Source organism: Falsiphaeobacter marinintestinus (assembly GCF_007923355.1).
GTDB lineage: Bacteria > Pseudomonadota > Alphaproteobacteria > Rhodobacterales > Rhodobacteraceae > Phaeobacter_A > Phaeobacter_A marinintestinus.
In genome coordinates, this window is sequence record NZ_VOGO01000003.1 from 421,276 (window position 1) to 438,160 (window position 16,885).

Below are 16,885 nucleotides of genomic sequence, written 5' to 3' on the forward strand. Positions count from 1 at the left end.
GCGGCGGACTTACCAAGTTCGATCATGGATGAAAACAGATGAACGGCCCGCCTGACGATGTCAGCCGGTAATGCAGCAAATGTTGATTGCGGTCCGTTTCATGTCACGTTGATAGCAGGTCGCAGCTTTCCCGCCAACCCCGTTGATCAGAACACCGATCTGCGGCAGGTTGAGTTTCATGACACGCGCCATTGTAAACGCCATCTGTGCCACTTTTCCCGGGGCAGAAATTTCCGACCCATGGGGCGGCGGCCATGATGCATGGAAAATCGGCGGCAAGATGTTTGCCTCCATTGGCACGATGGACACCGGTGTCTCCGTCAAAACGCCCGATGTTGAAACCGCGACCATGCTGATCGACGCAGGTGTGGGTGAAAAGGCCGCCTATTTCCATCGCAGTTGGATTCACCTGCCATGGGGCGTCGCCGAGGATGAACTGCGCCATCGTTTGGAAGCATCTTACGATATTGTCCGATCGGGTCTTACCAAAAAAGCACAGGCCGCGTTGGCGCCGCGCGGATAACCGTTTGGTTCGAATCTGTCACCCCGCGTCCGCGATTGACAATTTCGCGGTCCTCTGGCCCTCTCCCGCGCGAAACAAGACAGTGGAGTCGGGCCATGCAACTTTCCCATCGTATCACGCATTTGAACGGCGGTGGTTCGGACGGCTGGGACGTATTCAATCGCGCCCGCAAAATGGCCGACGCTGGCGAGCCGATCATAGAACTGACCATCGGCGAACATGACATCCGGACAGATCGTAAAATCCTGACCGCAATGCATCAGGCCGCCACTGGTGGACACACCGGGTATGCCATCATGCCGGGTACAAATCTGTTGCGCGATACGGTGGCAAACCGGGTGGCCGAGCGTACTGGTGTCCCAACAACCCGCGACAACGTTCTGATCACTCCGGGTGGCCAATCGGCGTTGTTTGCCTCGCATCATGCCGTGTGCGACGAAGGCGACACGGCGCTGTTCATTGATCCCTATTATGCCACCTACCCCGGAACGATCCGCGGAGTCGGCGCCAACCCGGTTGCCGTTCAGGCCCATGCGGACGACGCCTTTCAACCCCGCGCGGCGGACATTGCAGCCGTTGCAGAGGGCGCAAAATCATTGCTGATCAATTCGCCCAACAACCCGACTGGCGTCGTCTATACACGCGAAACGCTTGAAGGCATCGCGCAGGTTTGCATTGATCACGATCTGTGGCTGATCTCGGACGAGGTTTATGACACGCAAGTGTGGGAGGGCGAACATATATCGCCACGCGCCCTGCCCGGCATGGTCGAACGCACGCTGGTGGTCGGGTCGATGTCAAAATCCCACGCCATGACCGGATCACGCTGTGGCTGGGTTATTGGCCCGGAAGCCGCTATTGAGCATATGATCAACCTGGCGACCCACACGACCTATGGTGTGCCGGGGTACATTCAGGACGCAGCCGTTTATGCGCTGACAGAAGACGGCGGGTTAGAAGAAGAAATTGCTGCCCCGTTCCGGCGGCGGCGTTTGCTGGCCAAGCAGATCCTTGAAGGGCAGAACGCCGTCGGCCTGATCCCGGCGCAAGGGGCGATGTACCTGATGCTGGACATTCGCGCGACCGGACTGACGGGTGAACAGTTTGCCAATGCCTTGCTGGACACCCACAAGATTGCCGTAATGCCCGGAGAAAGCTTTGGAAAAGCGGCAGCCGGGCATATTCGCGTTGCCATGACGGTCGAAGATCAGACGTTCGCCAAGGCACTGGAAACGCTGTGTGGTTTCGCGGCCGGAATGGTCTGAACGGCAGGCATCTGAACAATGCCTGCCGCCCGGGGGATCAGAACCGGAACGATGCCCGGACCTGGATCACGTCAGCATCGGCGTCAACGCCGGTGCCATTGAAGTTGTTGAAATCGTGGCGCAGGACTTCGCCGCTGAGCGTCCATTGGTCGTTGATCGCGTAAGCAACGCCCACGCCGTAGACCAGCCCGGTGTCGTCCCCCAACGAGGTATAAGCACGGCTGCCACCTAGAACGACATACCCCAGTGCGTCGCCGAAATCATATCCGGCCTTCATTTTGAGGCTGCCCAGGTTGTCGGCGGTCCCGGCCCCTGTTCCCAGATCGATATTGGCCCAGTCGTACGCCAGTTCACCACCGACCACCCAGTCGCCAAAATCATAGTCATAGCCCAGGTGCAGGCCATAAGTGCTGTCGTCTCCGTTCAGCGTGCCGGGTCCGTCAATATCGGCCCAGCCAACACCGGCACCGACATACCCACCGGTCCAGTCTCCGGCCATGGCGGGGGCGGCAACAAGGGTAAGGGCTGTCATTGCAGCTAAGATCGTTTTCATCGTGTTTCTCCATCTGCGCCATTGATCCGGGTTTGGGATCGGGCGCGTCCTGCTCATCTCGCGTTGGGTGTCGTCGGCCCTGAACCTGTCTTGCAGATCAACCGGGTTCATCTTCACCACGCTGATCCTGAAACGCAGGGCGCGCAGGTTTCCGTCGCTTCTGGCCAAAAAAAAATCCTGAGCGTGCCACGGTCAGAAAACGGCATTTTGCCGTTTTCGGAACAGAATGGACGTTTTTTCGGGGGCAGCCTCAAATAAAACAAGAGTGTTCAGACGGATATGCAAGGAAACAGAGCCAAGATCCGACTTGTCGTCGTCACCATTGGTGCCGAACGCGGTCGCGCGGCGCGAGGTCGACCGGACGTGCATTAAGCCCCTCAATGCAACACACTTCCGGAGTCCAGTTCATGAATGACCACCCCCGTTCCGTTCAGCGCAGTGGCGGCCGTGCCGCCCGACGCGCAGCCCGCGCCGCACCTCTGGCCGATCACCTGCGTCCGGTCCGCCCCGGTATGTCAGGGGGCAAATATGCCCCGCTGACCCCTGCTCAGATGGGGCGTATTCACCAGACCGCGCTGGACGCGCTGGAACAGATCGGGCTTGCCGATGCCCCCCCGTCTGGCGTTGAGCTTTTGACCAATGCAGGCTGCATCCTAGGCGATGATGGCCGGTTGCGGTTTCCCCGCGCGCTGGTCGAAGACATGCTGGCCATCGCCAACCGGTCGGTCACTCTGATGGGCCGTGATCCGGCCAATGACATGGATCTGAGCGGAACCCGGGTGCATTACGGCACCGCTGGTGCCGCGGTGCATATGGTCGATGTCAACACCCGGCATTACCGCGACAGCACGCTGCAGGACTTGCATGACGCCGCCCGAATTGCAGACCGCCTGGACAACATCCATTTTCTACAGCGCCCGATGGTGGCCCGCGACGTTCTTGATAACCGAGAGATGGATCTGAACACGATCTATGCCTGCGTGTCAGGCACCACCAAGCACATCGGGACCTCGTTCACCGACCCCGACTATGTCGCTGACGCACTGGAAATGCTGCACATGATCGCCGGTGGAGAGCAGGCGTGGCGCGACCGGCCTTTCGTATCGAATTCGAATTGCTTTGTCGTTCCGCCAATGAAATTCGCGACCGAAAGCTGTCAGGTGATGGAGCGCTGCATCGAAGGCGGGATGCCAGTGTTGCTGTTGTCAGCAGGGATGGCCGGGGCGACGGCTCCGCCCACCATTGCCGGGGCTATTGTTCAGGGCGTGGCCGAATGCCTGGCCGGAATCGTTTATGTCAACGCGATGGCGCCGGGTCACCCGGCAGTGTTTGGAACCTGGCCCTTTGGCTTGGACCTGCGCACCGGTGCGATGACTGTAGGATCGTCGGATCAGGCCTTGCTGAGCGCGGGCTGCGCGCAGATGCATGGGTTCTATGATCTGCCCGGTGGCGCGGCAGCGGGTGCGTCGGATTCCAAGATGCCCGACATGCAAGCCGGGTGGGAACAGGCGATGTCAAACGTGATGGCCGGGCTTTCGGGGCTGAACATGGTATATGAAGCCGCCGGGATGCATGCATCGCTGTTGGGCTTTTGTCATGAAAGCCTGATCCTGGGTGATGATCTGATTGGTCAGGCTCTGCGTTGCGTGCGCGGGATCGAGGTGGACGACGAAACCCTGTGTCTGGAAACCATCCGAGAGGCCTGTATTGGTGGTCCGGGTCATTACCTGGGTACGGACCAAACGCTGAGCCGGATGCAGAGGGATTATGTCTATCCGGCGCTTGGCGACCGGACATCGCCCAAGGAATGGGACGAAAAGGGCAAACCCGACCTGATCGAAAACGCGACGGCCCGCAAGGAAAGCATCCTTGCCGACCGGTCACGTGCGCGGTTTGACCCCATTCTGGACAAGGCTGTGCGGGACAGGTTTAACGTTCACCTGCCCGCCTAACCTTCTGCGAAGAAATCAGAAAATGAAATCGTTGGCGTCGAGATCACCGGCGTCAACGTTTTCCAAAGTCACCGTCAGACCCGCCCCATCATCAATCACCACATCCGCTCCGACCTGGGTCATGTGGCCATTCGCCGGATCGGACAAATCGTTCCAATCGGTGATCCCGGACACGAACCGCAATATGATCACTTCGCGGTCGTCCATCGCATCGAAGTCGGTAATCACGTCGTTGCCATCGTTGTTGCGAAACAAGAAGCGATCCGGACCAAGGCCGCCGGTCAGCATATCGTCCTGACGGCCACCAATCATCAGGTCCCGACCCGAAAATCCACGCAGCTCATCTTCACCATTGCCCCCAGACAAACGGTCGTGGCCGGTGCCGCCGATCAGGATATCGAGGCCGAGACCTCCATCAAGTATATCACGCCCGTTCCCGCCGTTCAGGGTATCGTTGCCAAGGCCGCCAAACATGCTGTCGTTGCCATCGCCAGAGAACAGATTGTCATCGCCCCCCAACCCGTTGAACACGTCATCGCCTTGCGTGTTGAACGGAACCCCATCTCCGATGGTTGCTCCGGCGGGTGCAACATCGTTTCCATTGCTCAGGTTGAAGACCCAATCGAAGGCCAGCAAATAATCTTCGATGGCCGATGGGTTGGCGCCTGTATCGTCATCATGAATGGCCTGCGAAAACTCGTTCATCTGGACGTTCATATTTGCCCAGACAAGCGAGTCACCACCAACCGTGAAGGTTAGCGAATCCATGACACCCGAGGTGATGTAGGGTTGGCCGCCGATCAGGCCAAGTCCAAATCCCGAACCCGCTGCTGTGAACGATGCGGCCTGACCGTCATAGACACCAGCGCCTGTGAAGCTTGTCGGTGATGCGGATGTGATACTGGCATCTATTGTGATGAAATCGATAACCCCCACAATATCGGATATGGTGTAGCTGCCGTTGAGGGGAAGGGTAAATTCGATTGGCATGAAATCCTCGCAATATAAGTAAGCCTGCGGAAAGGTTACCTATTCTGCCAGGTTCGGTAAATCGGAATCACCAATGCCGCGATGCATATGGCACGCCGGTCGCTGAAGAAGAAAAACAGGGAGAGCCGAAGCCCTCCCTAGTTTCGCCGTTCAGGCTCATTTCTTTACCGCCCGGTGGTTTTTTTGCCTGCGGCCTGAACGTCGTCAGAGGCGAGCGCACTCGCCCCGGGTGAGAGTGGGAGGACTGGTCTTCCGCCCCACCCCATCCAACGGATCGTCGGGCAGACGGTCCGTCAGGTGGTGACAAGCTGAGACAGTAAGACTGCCACCACCCTGTCGCTTGAGGGCGGCACCGGATGCGTATGGTGCCGCGCCTCTTGCTTCGTCGGGGCAGGATCAACCGAGGGGAGATCCGAACCCCTGAGCGCCGAAGTGGCACTGTTCGTTTAACTACAGCCCGAGGTCGAGCCGCAGGTGTTGCACTTCATGCAGGTGCCGTTGCGCACCAGCGTATAGTTTCCGCATTCGCCGCAGGCCTCGCCTTCGTAACCCTGCATCTTGGCTTTGACGCGGGCGTCCAATCCGACCGCACCCGAAGAGATCGCCGTGCTGGACACTGTCGTGGTCATCGCAGCTGCGGCCGTTGTTTCCGGCACCAGCGTCTGAAGCGCCACTGCGGGATCTACTGCACTGTTCAGCGCCATGCCGCCCAGTTGTGCATTGCCGCCGTTCAACACGATCAGTTCCTGAGGAAGCCGCTTGCGCAGATACCCGGTCGAGCTGATCTGCTTGAGCACCTCAAGTGACTTTGATGCAGCGTTTTCGGAGATTTCCGAGATGTTCGACACACCTTCTTCTTCGCCGCGGCCGAGATCGTCAAATGTCGCGCCTTCGGGTTTGACATGCGCCAGGTCGGTGCGGTCCAGATAGGAGACGGCCAGTTCGCGGAACACGTAGTCAAGGATCGACGTCGCGTTTTTGATCGAGTCGTTGCCCTGCACCATGCCCGCCGGTTCGAACTTGGTGAAGGTGAACGCATCAACGAATTCTTCCAGCGGCACCCCGTATTGCAGGCCAACCGACACGGCGATGGCGAAGTTGTTCATCATCGCCCGGAAGCCAGCGCCTTCCTTGTGCATGTCGATAAAGATTTCGCCCAGATTGCCGTCCGAATACTCACCGGTTCGCAGGTAAACCTTGTGCCCTCCAACAACTGCTTTCTGGGTATACCCCTTGCGGCGTTGCGGCATCTTTTCGCGATGCGAGCGCACGATTTCCTTGACGATGACCTTTTCGATCACCTTTTCGGCCAGAACGGCGGCCTTTTCCTGGATCGACCCGGATTCAAGCGTTTCGGCAGCCTCGTCATCATCTTCGACCAAAGCAGCGGCCAGTGGCTGGCTGAGTTTTGAGCCGTCGCGATACAGCGCGTTGGCTTTGACACCTAGGCTCCACGACAGTTCATAGGCCTTTTGGCAATCTTCGATGGTCGCGTCGTTCGGCATGTTGATCGTTTTCGAGATCGCCCCCGAGATAAACGACTGGGCTGCTGCCATCATGGTGATGTGGCTGTTGACGCTGAGATAGCGTTTGCCTTTCTTGCCGCACGGGTTGGCGCAATCGAAGATATGGTAATGCTCTTCCTTCAGGAAAGGCGCACCCTCCAGCGTCATTGTTCCGCACACGTGGTCGTTAGCGGCGTCGATATCCTTGCGAGAGAACCCAAGTTGCTTGAGCAGATCAAAGGTTGGGTCGTTCAGCTCACTCGCGGGGATCTTCAGCACATTGGTGCAGAACTCTTCGCCAAGCGTCCACTGGTTGAAGACAAACCGGATGTCAAAAGCCTGAGCCAATGCGTCTTCGACTTTAGCCAGTTCGTTCGGACCAAAGCCTTTTGCGGTTAGCGTGGTGTGGTTGATGCCCGGCGCATTGCCGATGGAGCCATGACCAACCGCGTACGAGATGATCTCTTCGATCTGAGCGGACCCGTAGCCGAGTTTTTCAAGCGCCGCCGGAACCGAGTGGTTGATGATCTTGAAGTATCCGCCACCGGCGAGCTTCTTGAATTTCACCAGTGCAAAGTCAGGTTCGATCCCGGTTGTGTCGCAGTCCATGACCAGACCGATTGTGCCTGTCGGGGCGATCACGGTCGACTGGGCGTTGCGATAGCCGTGCTTTTCGCCAAGGCTCAGGGCTTCGTCCCAAGCGCTTTTTGCCAGATCGATCAGTCGCTGATCGGGGCAATTGGCATGATCCAGAGGCACCGGCTTGACCGCGAGCTTTTCATAGCCATCGGTTTCGCCATACGCGGCTGTGCGGTGGTTGCGGATGACCCGCAGCATGTGGTCACGGTTTTTGTCGAACTTGGCAAATGCGCCCAGCTCACCGGCGATTTCCGCCGAGGTTGCATAAGCAACACCTGTCATGATCGCGGTCAGGGCGCCGCCAAGGGCCCGGCCTTCGTCGCTGTCATAACCAAAGCCCATGTTCATCAGCAGACCGCCAATGTTGGCGTATCCCAGACCCAAGGTGCGGAAGTCGTACGACAGCTGCGCAATTTCCTTGGACGGGAACTGGGCCATCATCACGCTGACTTCCAGCGTCAGGGTCCACAGACGCGAGGCATGCATGTAATCCTCGGCCTGAAACTCACCATCTTTCAGGAAGGTCAGCAGGTTCATTGAGGCCAGGTTACAGGCTGTATCGTCAAGGAACATGTACTCCGAACACGGGTTCGATCCGCGGATCTCGCCATCTTCGGGGCACGTGTGCCAGTCGTTCACCGTGTCGTGGTACTGAATACCCGGATCGGCGCAGGCCCAGGCAGCGTGGCCAACCTTGGCCCACAGATCGCGGGCCTTGATGGTCTTGGCGACCTTGCCGTCGGTGCGGTTCAGCAATTCCCAGTCGGCGTCTTTTTCGACGGCTGTCAGGAACGCATTGGTCACGCGGATCGAGTTGTTCGAGTTCTGACCCGACACCGAGTTATAGGCTTCAGAGTCCCAGTCTGTGTCATAAGTGGGGAATTCGATGCTGGTGTGGCCCTGCTTGGCATAATCCAGCACGCGCTTGATGTAGGTTTCCGGAATGCACAGGTTCTTGGCTTCGCGGATTGCCTTTTTCAGCCCGTCATTGGTTTTCGGGTCAAAGGCGTCGGCTTCGGCCCCGTCCCATGCACGGATGGCGGCAAAGATACCGTTCAGCATCTTCTCGTGCATCTTGGACCCGGCCACGATCGACGCAACCTTTTGTTCTTCAAGAACCTTCCATTCGATGAACTGTTCGATATCGGGGTGATCGGCGTCAACGATGACCATCTTCGCGGCGCGACGGGTTGTGCCGCCCGACTTGATGGCCCCGGCAGCGCGGTCACCGATCTTGAGGAAGCCCATCAGGCCGGAAGACTTGCCGCCGCCCGAAAGAGATTCGCCCTCGGCGCGCAAATGGCTGAAATTGGTGCCCGTGCCCGAGCCGTATTTGAACAGTCGTGCTTCGCGCACCCACAGGTCCATGATGCCGCCTTCATTGACCAGATCGTCCTGCACGCCCTGAATAAAGCAGGCATGCGGCTGCGGGTGTTCGTAGGAAGATTTGGATTTGGTCAGTTTGCCGGTCTTGTAGTCGACATAGTGGTGGCCCTGTGCCGGACCGTCGATACCATAAGCCCAGTGCAGACCGGTGTTGAACCACTGCGGTGAATTCGGCGCGGCGCGCTGGGTGGCCAGCATATAGCGCATTTCATCGAAGTAAGCGCGGGCGTCTTCCTCGGTCGAGAAATAGCCGCCCTTCCAACCCCAATAGCACCATGCACCGGCGAGGCGGTCAAAGACCTGCCTGGACGACGTTTCACCGTCAAATTCCACGTCGTCATCAGCCGGCACCGAGCGCCACAGGAATTCCGGTACGTCCTTTTCGCGGACCTTCTTCAGTCGGTTCGGTACACCTGCTTTGCGAAAGTATTTCTGCGCGATCACGTCGCTGGCGACCTGGCTCCAGCTGGACGGGACTTCGATTCCCTCAAGGCGGAAGACAGTCGAGCCGTCCGGGTTGCGAATCTCAGACGTCGCCGAAACAAAGTCCAGCTCTGAGTATGCGTCCTGTCCTGCCAGGGTGAATTTTCTTTCGATTTTCATTTCAACTGCCTCTGGTCGTCTTCCAAATATTCCGCCCCCTTTACAGGGGCCTTTCGCACCGGTGCATCACGTCCGGCCACACTTTTTCGAGACAGATATCACCTCGCCTGTCCGCGCCCTGTCGAACAACAACGAAGCCTTCAACCGAAGTCTTAAATCGGATTTCCCGTCCCTGCGTGTCGCCCGCGCTTCTGGATTTTGATACCAGATTTAGTGTCTCGGCGACTTGCTCACACAAACTGACGTATTTGGGCCTATAAGGTCAACGGAATTTTTACCGGTTGAGGGCAAACTTTTTGGTTGACCAACACGACCGGCAAACGGCGGGTGATTCACCCACAACTAATCCACAGGGGGCTTCTGCGGCGCGGCTTGCTGGTGGCCCTTGTTTTCCTTTTGAATCCGGCTGGCTTGCCAGATTTCGACTAGCAGAGATGCCCGTTTCGTGCTGCAATGCGGCAGCCTTGGTATCGATATAGGGCGGCCACAAACCTGTCTCATTTTTGCGGCACAACTGATGGCAAGTTGGATATGGGAAGACGCGAATGCGCAAATTCATGGCACTGGGTCTAGTGGTCTTAGGGGCCTGCACCACACAAGATGTAGATGTGACAAGCAGCAAGGCGAGATTCACGTCTTATCCGACGGACCTTCTGGCCGCTTTCGAATCTGCCTGTATGGGTCCTGCTCAGACGTTTTCAGCGCCGGGACCGGATCTGGTCGAGTGTCGCGAATACCTGCCGCCGGAACCCACGGCCGCCATTATTCTGAACTATGACGGAACGCCCGAGGATCTGCCGCAGTTGGTGATCCGGTTTCGGACTCTGGCCGATACACCGGGCTTTGTCGTAGAGAATGACGTTTACCTAAACGTTCCGCAGAAAGCCGGAACCGAAATCCAGGTTCGTCACTATGACACCCGGCTGCACCGCACACTGGAAGAACTCTATAAGCGCGCCGGGGGCGTGCCAGAGTAATCCAGAGTGATCGTCTTTGATGAGACTTTATGGTCGGGGCGAGAAGATTCGAACTTCCGACCCCCTGTACCCAAAACAGGTGCGCTACCAGGCTGCGCCACGCCCCGAACCATGGCGACTACTTAACTGGCGAAATTCAGATTGAAAAGCCCTAACAGGGCCAAATTGCCGGTCCATTTGCAAAAGCTGTGTGCCGCAGCTCGGCACCCGGCAAAATGCCATAGCTTTCAGACAGACCGGCGTTGATTTCGAGCACGGCAAACACCCCGCGCCCCCCGTCAATCAGGGTTGTGTCGTGAGGAATCGCATTTGTATGCACGTGAGTCACCGTGCCACTTTGGTCGGCAAAGATCATATCGAGGGGAATCAGCGTGTTCTTCATCCAGAACGTCGCGCGTTGTGGTTTGTCATAGACAAACAACATACCCGCCCCGCGCGGCATGTTTTCGCGGAACATCAGGCCACGTGATCGTGCTTTGGGCGTGTCGGCCAATTCAATCTGAAATGAAACCTGTCCGAATGGGCCGCGAACGTCGACAGAATCAGGTTTGCACCCGGCACTGGCCTGCCCCCCGCTGAAAATCACGATCAGAGCAGCCAGAAATCGACCCATAATGTCAGGCCTCGGGCTCGGCCAGGGCGGCCTCCCAGGCGAAAATCTCGGCCGCCATGCGACCGCGTTTACCGTCGATCACCCGCAGCGCCAAAGCCTCGCCCGGTTGCAAGTCAGACAGGCCCGACCGCCGCAAAACTTCGACATGCAGGAACACGTCTTCAGAGCTGCCGAAGACATTGGCAAATCCAAATCCTTTGCCCTTGTCGAACCATTTGACGCGCGCGGGTTCAAGGGGAGTGGTATCCAGAACATCCTGCGAAATCTCGGCAAAATCAGAAAGCACCGGCGTGTCTTCAAGTTCAGGAGGCTCGATCGAAATGACTTCGACGGCCTGCACGCCCCGGTCGGTACGATGGGTCAAAACCTGAATCCGCGCCCCGTCCGCGACCGAGCTTTGGCCGAAATTGCGCAACACATTCACGTGCAGCAAGATGTCAGGCCCGCCGTTATCAGCGACCACAAACCCGTACCCTTTGGACGGGTCGAACCATTTCACATGGCCCTGCACCTGGTACATGCTGCTCAGATCTTCAGCCACTTCAATTTCACCGAATTAGTTAACATTGTTCTTCTCTTGGTGTGCCGGATTTTAGCCTGAGATTTCAAGCGAAAAAACCCTCAATTATTCAATGTGTTGCATTTCACGTTGCGTGAACGTCAGGGGCAAAGACGCTGAATATCCCAAGGTTGAGTGGGTTCCGAGCGTCGCCAGACAAATCGATCATGCAATCGAAACGCCCCATCTGCCCAAAATTCAATCTCGACCGGCGTGACCCGGTATCCGCCCCAAAACGGCGGTCGCGACGGATTGGTTCCGTGTTGCGCCGTGATTTTTGCGACTTCGGCCATAAGCGCCGTGCGACTTGTCAACGGGCGGGATTGCTCGGATGCCCAGGCGCCCAGACGACTTTTGAGAGAGCGTGAGTGATAGTAGGCATCGGCCTGCGGTCCGTCTTCGCGGGTCACATGCCCACGGACCCGAACCTGACGGCGCAACGACTTCCAGTGCATCACGAACGCCGCCTTACCCGCCTGATCCAGTTCCTGCGCCTTGGCGCTTTCGTAGTTGGTATAGAACACGAACGCCGCGTCTTCGATGTCTTTAAGCAACACCATGCGGGCGTTCGGCATCCCGTCACTGTCCACCGTAGACAGAGCAATCGCGTTGGGATCGTTCAACTCGTTCGCTTCGGCCTCGCCCAACCAGCGTTGCGCAATCCGAAACGGATCATCTCCGGCAAAAATCCCACTGCGATCGCTCATATCGGTTCACTTTCCCTTCTTGACTCGCAGAACCTAGGACGGCCATGGAGCCGGGGCAAGTGCGCCCGGGCTTGATGCGGTCATGCCAATCGCCTAAAGGACGTCCTCAGAGTTCTGCAACCCGCGGAGGACATACATGTCGCAGCAGCTGATGGCCGGAAAGCGCGGCCTGATCATGGGCCTGGCCAATGACAAATCCATCGCCTGGGGCATTGCGAAAGCTCTCCATGGTGCCGGGGCCGAACTGGCGTTTTCCTTTATGGGCGATGCCCTGAAAAAGCGCGTTCTGCCTTTGGCCGAACAATTGGGCAGTGATATCGTCCTGCCCTGCGACGTCGGCGATGAAGAGTCGATCGATGCGCTGTTTGATGAATTGCAGAAAAAGTGGGGCAAGCTTGACTTCATCGTGCATGCCATCGGATTTTCCGACAAGAACGAACTGCGCGGTCGCTATGTTGATACGAGCCGCGCCAATTTCCAGCTGAGCATGGATATTTCGGTTTATTCGTTCACAGCCGTGGTGCAGCGGGCCGAAAAGATGATGACCGACGGCGGCTCCTGCCTGACGCTGACCTATTATGGCGCCGAAAAAGTCATGCCCCATTACAACGTCATGGGCGTCGCCAAGGCCGCATTGGAAGCGTCGGTCAAATATCTGGCCGAAGATCTGGGCAAGGACGGCATTCGCGTGAACGCGATCTCGGCCGGCCCGATCAAGACCCTGGCCGCCAGCGGTATCGGAGATTTCCGCTACATCATGAAGTGGAACGAGTATAATTCACCGCTGCGGCGCAACGTGTCGACAGATGATGTAGGCAAATCAGCGCTGTACTTGCTGAGCGATCTTGCATCCGGTGTGACCGGTGAAAACCTGCATGTCGATGCCGGATATCATGTCGTGGGTATGAAAGCCGTCGACGCACCGGATATGGAAAAGGGCTGACCAGATGAGCGACCGTCTTCCGCATGAAAAGGGCTTCCACATCAGCTGGGACCAGATTCACCGTGACAGTCGGGCGTTGGCCTGGCGTCTGGATGGTCAGGGACCTGACGATGGGGCGTGGCGTGCGGTCGTCGCGATCACCCGTGGTGGCATGGCCCCGGCCATGATCGTTGCGCGCGAACTTGACATCCGAACGGTCGATACGATTTCGGTCAAATCGTACCACTCGGGCGGCGGTAAGGCCGATCAGCGCAGCGAAGCGCAGGTGATAAAGTCGCCCGATGCCGCTCTGATGGGTGACGGGACCGGTATTTTGATCGTTGACGACCTTGTCGACAGTGGCAAAACACTGGAACTGGTGCGTGATCTGTATCCGAAGGCGCATTTCGCAACCGTGTACGCCAAGCCAAAAGGCAATCCGATGGTTGATACCTTTATCACCGAGGTCAGCCAGGACACCTGGATCTTTTTCCCGTGGGATATGGCGCTGCAATACGTCGAACCCTATCGCGGAACGGACTGACCCACATCTGCGCGCGGATCAGCGCCCCGTATCACAGAGGCGCCGATGACCCGCACCCAAGCCACCTTCCCTGCCCCAATCGTCGAGTCAAAAAAATGGCTCGACGGAGTCAGCTTTCCTTCCAACCGGCCGCTGATCAATGTCAGTCAGGCTGCCCCGGTCGAAGCGCCGCCCCTGGCGTTGCGCGAGGCGATGGCAGAGTTTGTCCTGACCCAGACTGACGCGCATCTTTATGGTCCGGTTCTTGGCAACGGCGACTTGCGGTCGGCCCTTGCCGCGCAGATCTCATCCCATTACGGCGGCTCGGTCGGCGATCAGCAGATCGCAATCACGTCCGGCTGCAATCAGGCCTTTGCGGCGGCAATGATGGCGCTGACCGGCGAGGGCGACGAAGTCATTCTCCCGACGCCTTGGTACTTCAACCACAAAATGTGGCTCGACATGACGGGCGTACGGGCGGTGCCATTGCCGACCGGCGACGATATGCTGCCTGATCCTGAACAGGCCGCCGCGTTGATCACGCCCCGGACCCGGGCGATTGCGCTGGTTACGCCCAACAACCCGGCTGGCGTCGAGTATCCGGCCGATCTGTTGCACGCGTTTCGCGATCTCGCGCGCGAACACGGTCTGCGCCTGATTGTCGACGAAACCTATCGCGATTTCGACAGTCGGACCGGTGCACCGCATGACCTGTTTGTTGATCCCGACTGGGATGATGTTCTGGTACATCTTTATTCATTCTCGAAAACCTATCGCCTGACGGGCCACCGGGTCGGAGCTTTGGCCGCGAGCCCTGCTTTGTTGCAGGACATCGAAAAGTTTCTCGATACGGTGACGATCTGCCCAAGTCAGGTCGGGCAATTCGGGGCGCTTTGGGGGATCAACAATCTGAGGCAATGGGTTGCTGGTGAACGGGTCGAGATTCTTGACCGGCGCGCGGCGATTGCCGAAGGGTTTGCGCCCCTGGCCGAACAAGGCTGGAAGCTAAAAGGCTTGGGCGCCTATTTCGCTTACGTTGAGCACCCTTTTGACATGACAGGCGATGATTTTGCCCGTCGATTGGTGGCTGATGCCGGGGTTCTCTTACTGCCCGCCACCATGTTCGTGCCCGAAACCGACCGGTCGGGCGACCGTCAGGTGCGCATTGCCTTTGCCAATATCGACCGGGCGGGCATCGGCGCGTTGTTCGAACGTCTGCAAAGCCTGCCCTTCTGACCTTGCCCCGCTTTGATACGCGTCGTAGACAAGGCGGCGGATAACAGGGGGCACCAAAAATGGTGCCGGAATAAGGGGGCGACATGGCAGCAGGCGTGAAAAGCTTATCAAACACCTTCGTATGGATTTTGATGGGGATGCTGATTGTCGGTCTGGCCGGCTTTGGGGCCACCAATCTGTCCGGCAATGTGCGCGTCGTCGCACGGGTTGGAAATCAGGAAATTTCGGTCGACCAATACGCCCGCGAGCTGCAGCGTGAGTTGCGCGCAATCGAAGCCCAGATGGGCCAACCAATGCAAATGAGCGATGCGATGGCCCTTGGGCTGGACCAGAGAGCCCTGTCACAGTTGGTAGCTCTGGCCTCAATCGACAGTGAAACCCAGGATATGGGGATCTCGGTCGGGGACGAGAACCTGCAACGCGACATCGTCCAGATCCCCGCGTTTCAGGGTGTTGATGGCTCTTTCGATCGCGAAGCCTATCGGTTCACTTTGGAGCAAGCTGGTCTGAGCGAAGCCGAATTCGAAGCCGATCTGCGCCGCGAAGCCGCCCGCACATTGGTGCAAGGCGCAATCATCAGCGGCGTCGAGATGCCAGACACCATGTCTGATGCCATGATCGACTATGTTTCGGCCCGTCGCAGCTTTACGATGGCGACCTTGACCTCAGAGGTTCTGAGTAACCCGCTGGCTGCGCCCACCGATGCAGACTTGCAGGCCTATTACGACGAAAACCCTGACGCCTTCACCTTGCCTGAAACCAAACGCATCACCTATGCGCGTCTGACGCCGGAAATGCTGTTGGATCAGGTCGACGTTGACGAAGAATCGATCCGGCGGCTGTTTGAAGAGCGCAGCAGTGAATACAATATCCCTGAACGCCGGTTGGTCGAACGTCTGGTCTATCCTGATGAAGCCTCGGCCTCGGACGCCAAGGCGCAGCTTGAAGTTGGTGGCACGACTTTCGAACTGCTGGTGCAGGATCGTGGCCTGTCTTTGGCCGATGTCGACATGGGCGACGTCACAACGGACGAACTTGGCGAGGCTGGCGAGGCCGTGTTTGGCGCCGATGTTGGCGATGTCGTCGGGCCCCTGCCCTCAACCTTTGGCCCGGCCCTGTATCGTGTGAACGGTAGGCTGGCGGCCCGTATCACCAGCTTTGAAGACGCCCGCGCGCAGTTGCAGGACGAACTGGCTGGCGAACGCGCCCGCCGGCTGATCGAAGCACAGGCCGAAGATCTGGAAGACATGCTTGCCGGCGGTGCGACCCCACAGGATCTGGCGACAGAAACCGACATGGAACTGGGCCAGATCGAATGGAGCATCGACTCGACCGATGGCATCGCTGCCTATGACGCCTTCCGTCAGGCCGCTCAGGCCGTGACCAAGGACGATTTTGCCGAGATCACATTCCTGGAAGATGGTGGCGTGTTTGCAATGCAGGTCGACGACGTTCTGCCACCGCGCCCCGAACCGTTTGAAGACGCCATTGACCGGGTGACCGCAGGTTGGCGTTTGCAGCAAATCGGCACTGCGCTGCGCGAACGGGCGAACGAAACTGTGACCCAACTGGCGACAGATGGTGATTTCACAACCTTGAACCTTCCGCTTCGTGTTGAGAATGCCGTGACGCGCACAGCCTATCTGGATGGCACACCTGCTGATTTCATGACGCAGGTGTTCGAGATGGAAACAGGTGAGCTGCGCGTGATTGGCGACGGCGCGACGGTTTTCATCGTGCGTTTGGACGACACGCTGCCGCCTGAAGAAACGCCTGAACTGGCACAGATGCAGGACGCGTTTGGTGAGCAATTGGATCAGGCTTTGGCACAGGCGCTGTTTGATGCCTTTGTGCGCGACGCCCAATTGCGTGCTCAGCCGATGCTGGATCAGGCCGCGCTGAACGCGGTTCAGAACAGTTTTTAACAGACAG

Annotated in this window: 14 protein-coding genes and 1 tRNA gene; 8 read left to right on the forward strand and 7 right to left on the reverse strand. The window is 58.1% G+C overall.

Annotated elements, in window-relative coordinates; translation table 11 throughout:
* Positions 1–178 precede the first annotated feature (178 nt).
* Both FOY56_RS09240 and FOY56_RS09245 read left to right on the forward strand, forming a co-directional pair.
* Entirely contained in the window at positions 179–523 is a 345-nt protein-coding gene (locus tag FOY56_RS09240) for an MmcQ/YjbR family DNA-binding protein (RefSeq protein ID WP_146345547.1), read from the forward strand.
* A gap of 95 nt (positions 524–618) precedes the next feature.
* Positions 619–1,788, forward strand: coding sequence for a pyridoxal phosphate-dependent aminotransferase (locus tag FOY56_RS09245; RefSeq protein ID WP_146345548.1), 1,170 nt, complete (start codon positions 619–621; stop codon positions 1,786–1,788).
* A 37-nt stretch (positions 1,789–1,825) separates the two neighbouring features.
* Here FOY56_RS09245 and FOY56_RS09250 read toward each other — a convergent pair whose 3' ends face one another.
* Positions 1,826–2,341: an outer membrane protein gene (locus FOY56_RS09250; RefSeq protein WP_146345549.1), complete on the reverse strand. Its 516-nt coding sequence runs from the start codon at positions 2,339–2,341 to the stop codon at positions 1,826–1,828.
* A gap of 407 nt (positions 2,342–2,748) precedes the next feature.
* Here FOY56_RS09250 and FOY56_RS09255 point away from each other — a divergent pair, with 407 nt between their 5' ends.
* Entirely contained in the window at positions 2,749–4,293 is a 1,545-nt protein-coding gene (locus tag FOY56_RS09255; protein WP_146345550.1) for a trimethylamine methyltransferase family protein, read from the forward strand.
* Between the two features lie 15 nt (positions 4,294–4,308).
* Here FOY56_RS09255 and FOY56_RS09260 read toward each other — a convergent pair whose 3' ends face one another.
* Together FOY56_RS09260 and FOY56_RS09265 are read right to left on the reverse strand one after the other, a co-directional pair.
* The gene (locus FOY56_RS09260; RefSeq protein WP_146345551.1) at positions 4,309–5,283 is read right to left on the reverse strand and encodes a calcium-binding protein; all 975 of its coding nucleotides are present in this window, start codon (positions 5,281–5,283) and stop codon (positions 4,309–4,311) included.
* A gap of 446 nt (positions 5,284–5,729) precedes the next feature.
* On the reverse strand, positions 5,730–9,416 hold the full coding sequence (locus tag FOY56_RS09265; RefSeq protein ID WP_146345552.1) for a vitamin B12-dependent ribonucleotide reductase: 3,687 nt from the start codon (positions 9,414–9,416) through the stop codon (positions 5,730–5,732).
* Positions 9,417–9,961: 545 nt separating this feature from the next.
* On the opposite strand from FOY56_RS09265, the gene FOY56_RS09270 reads away from it, so the two are divergent.
* On the forward strand, positions 9,962–10,393 hold the full coding sequence (locus tag FOY56_RS09270) for a hypothetical protein (RefSeq protein WP_146345553.1): 432 nt from the start codon (positions 9,962–9,964) through the stop codon (positions 10,391–10,393).
* A 30-nt stretch (positions 10,394–10,423) separates the two neighbouring features.
* Here FOY56_RS09270 and FOY56_RS09275 read toward each other — a convergent pair.
* The 4 genes from FOY56_RS09275 to pdxH all read right to left on the reverse strand — a co-directional run bounded on the left by FOY56_RS09275 (position 10,424) and on the right by pdxH (position 12,272).
* Positions 10,424–10,500, reverse strand: a tRNA-Pro gene (locus FOY56_RS09275).
* A 44-nt stretch (positions 10,501–10,544) separates the two neighbouring features.
* The gene (locus FOY56_RS09280) at positions 10,545–11,006 is read right to left on the reverse strand and encodes a DUF192 domain-containing protein (RefSeq protein ID WP_146345554.1); all 462 of its coding nucleotides are present in this window, start codon (positions 11,004–11,006) and stop codon (positions 10,545–10,547) included.
* Positions 11,007–11,010: 4 nt separating this feature from the next.
* Positions 11,011–11,547, reverse strand: a complete 537-nt coding sequence (locus FOY56_RS09285; protein ID WP_146345555.1) for a cold-shock protein — start codon at positions 11,545–11,547, stop codon at positions 11,011–11,013.
* Positions 11,548–11,666: 119 nt separating this feature from the next.
* Positions 11,667–12,272, reverse strand: a complete 606-nt coding sequence (pdxH, locus tag FOY56_RS09290; protein WP_146345556.1) for a pyridoxamine 5'-phosphate oxidase — start codon at positions 12,270–12,272, stop codon at positions 11,667–11,669.
* A gap of 136 nt (positions 12,273–12,408) precedes the next feature.
* Between pdxH and fabI the strand changes: the two genes are divergently transcribed.
* From fabI to FOY56_RS09310, 4 genes are all read left to right on the forward strand, one after another.
* The gene (gene fabI, locus FOY56_RS09295; protein ID WP_146345557.1) at positions 12,409–13,215 is read left to right on the forward strand and encodes an enoyl-ACP reductase FabI; all 807 of its coding nucleotides are present in this window, start codon (positions 12,409–12,411) and stop codon (positions 13,213–13,215) included.
* Positions 13,216–13,219: 4 nt separating this feature from the next.
* Positions 13,220–13,738, forward strand: a complete 519-nt coding sequence (gene gpt / locus FOY56_RS09300; RefSeq protein ID WP_146345558.1) for a xanthine phosphoribosyltransferase — start codon at positions 13,220–13,222, stop codon at positions 13,736–13,738.
* A gap of 45 nt (positions 13,739–13,783) precedes the next feature.
* Positions 13,784–14,953, forward strand: a complete 1,170-nt coding sequence (locus FOY56_RS09305; protein ID WP_146345559.1) for an aminotransferase — start codon at positions 13,784–13,786, stop codon at positions 14,951–14,953.
* Positions 14,954–15,036: 83 nt separating this feature from the next.
* Positions 15,037–16,878: a SurA N-terminal domain-containing protein gene (locus FOY56_RS09310; protein ID WP_146345560.1), complete on the forward strand. Its 1,842-nt coding sequence runs from the start codon at positions 15,037–15,039 to the stop codon at positions 16,876–16,878.
* Positions 16,879–16,885 lie beyond the last annotated feature (7 nt).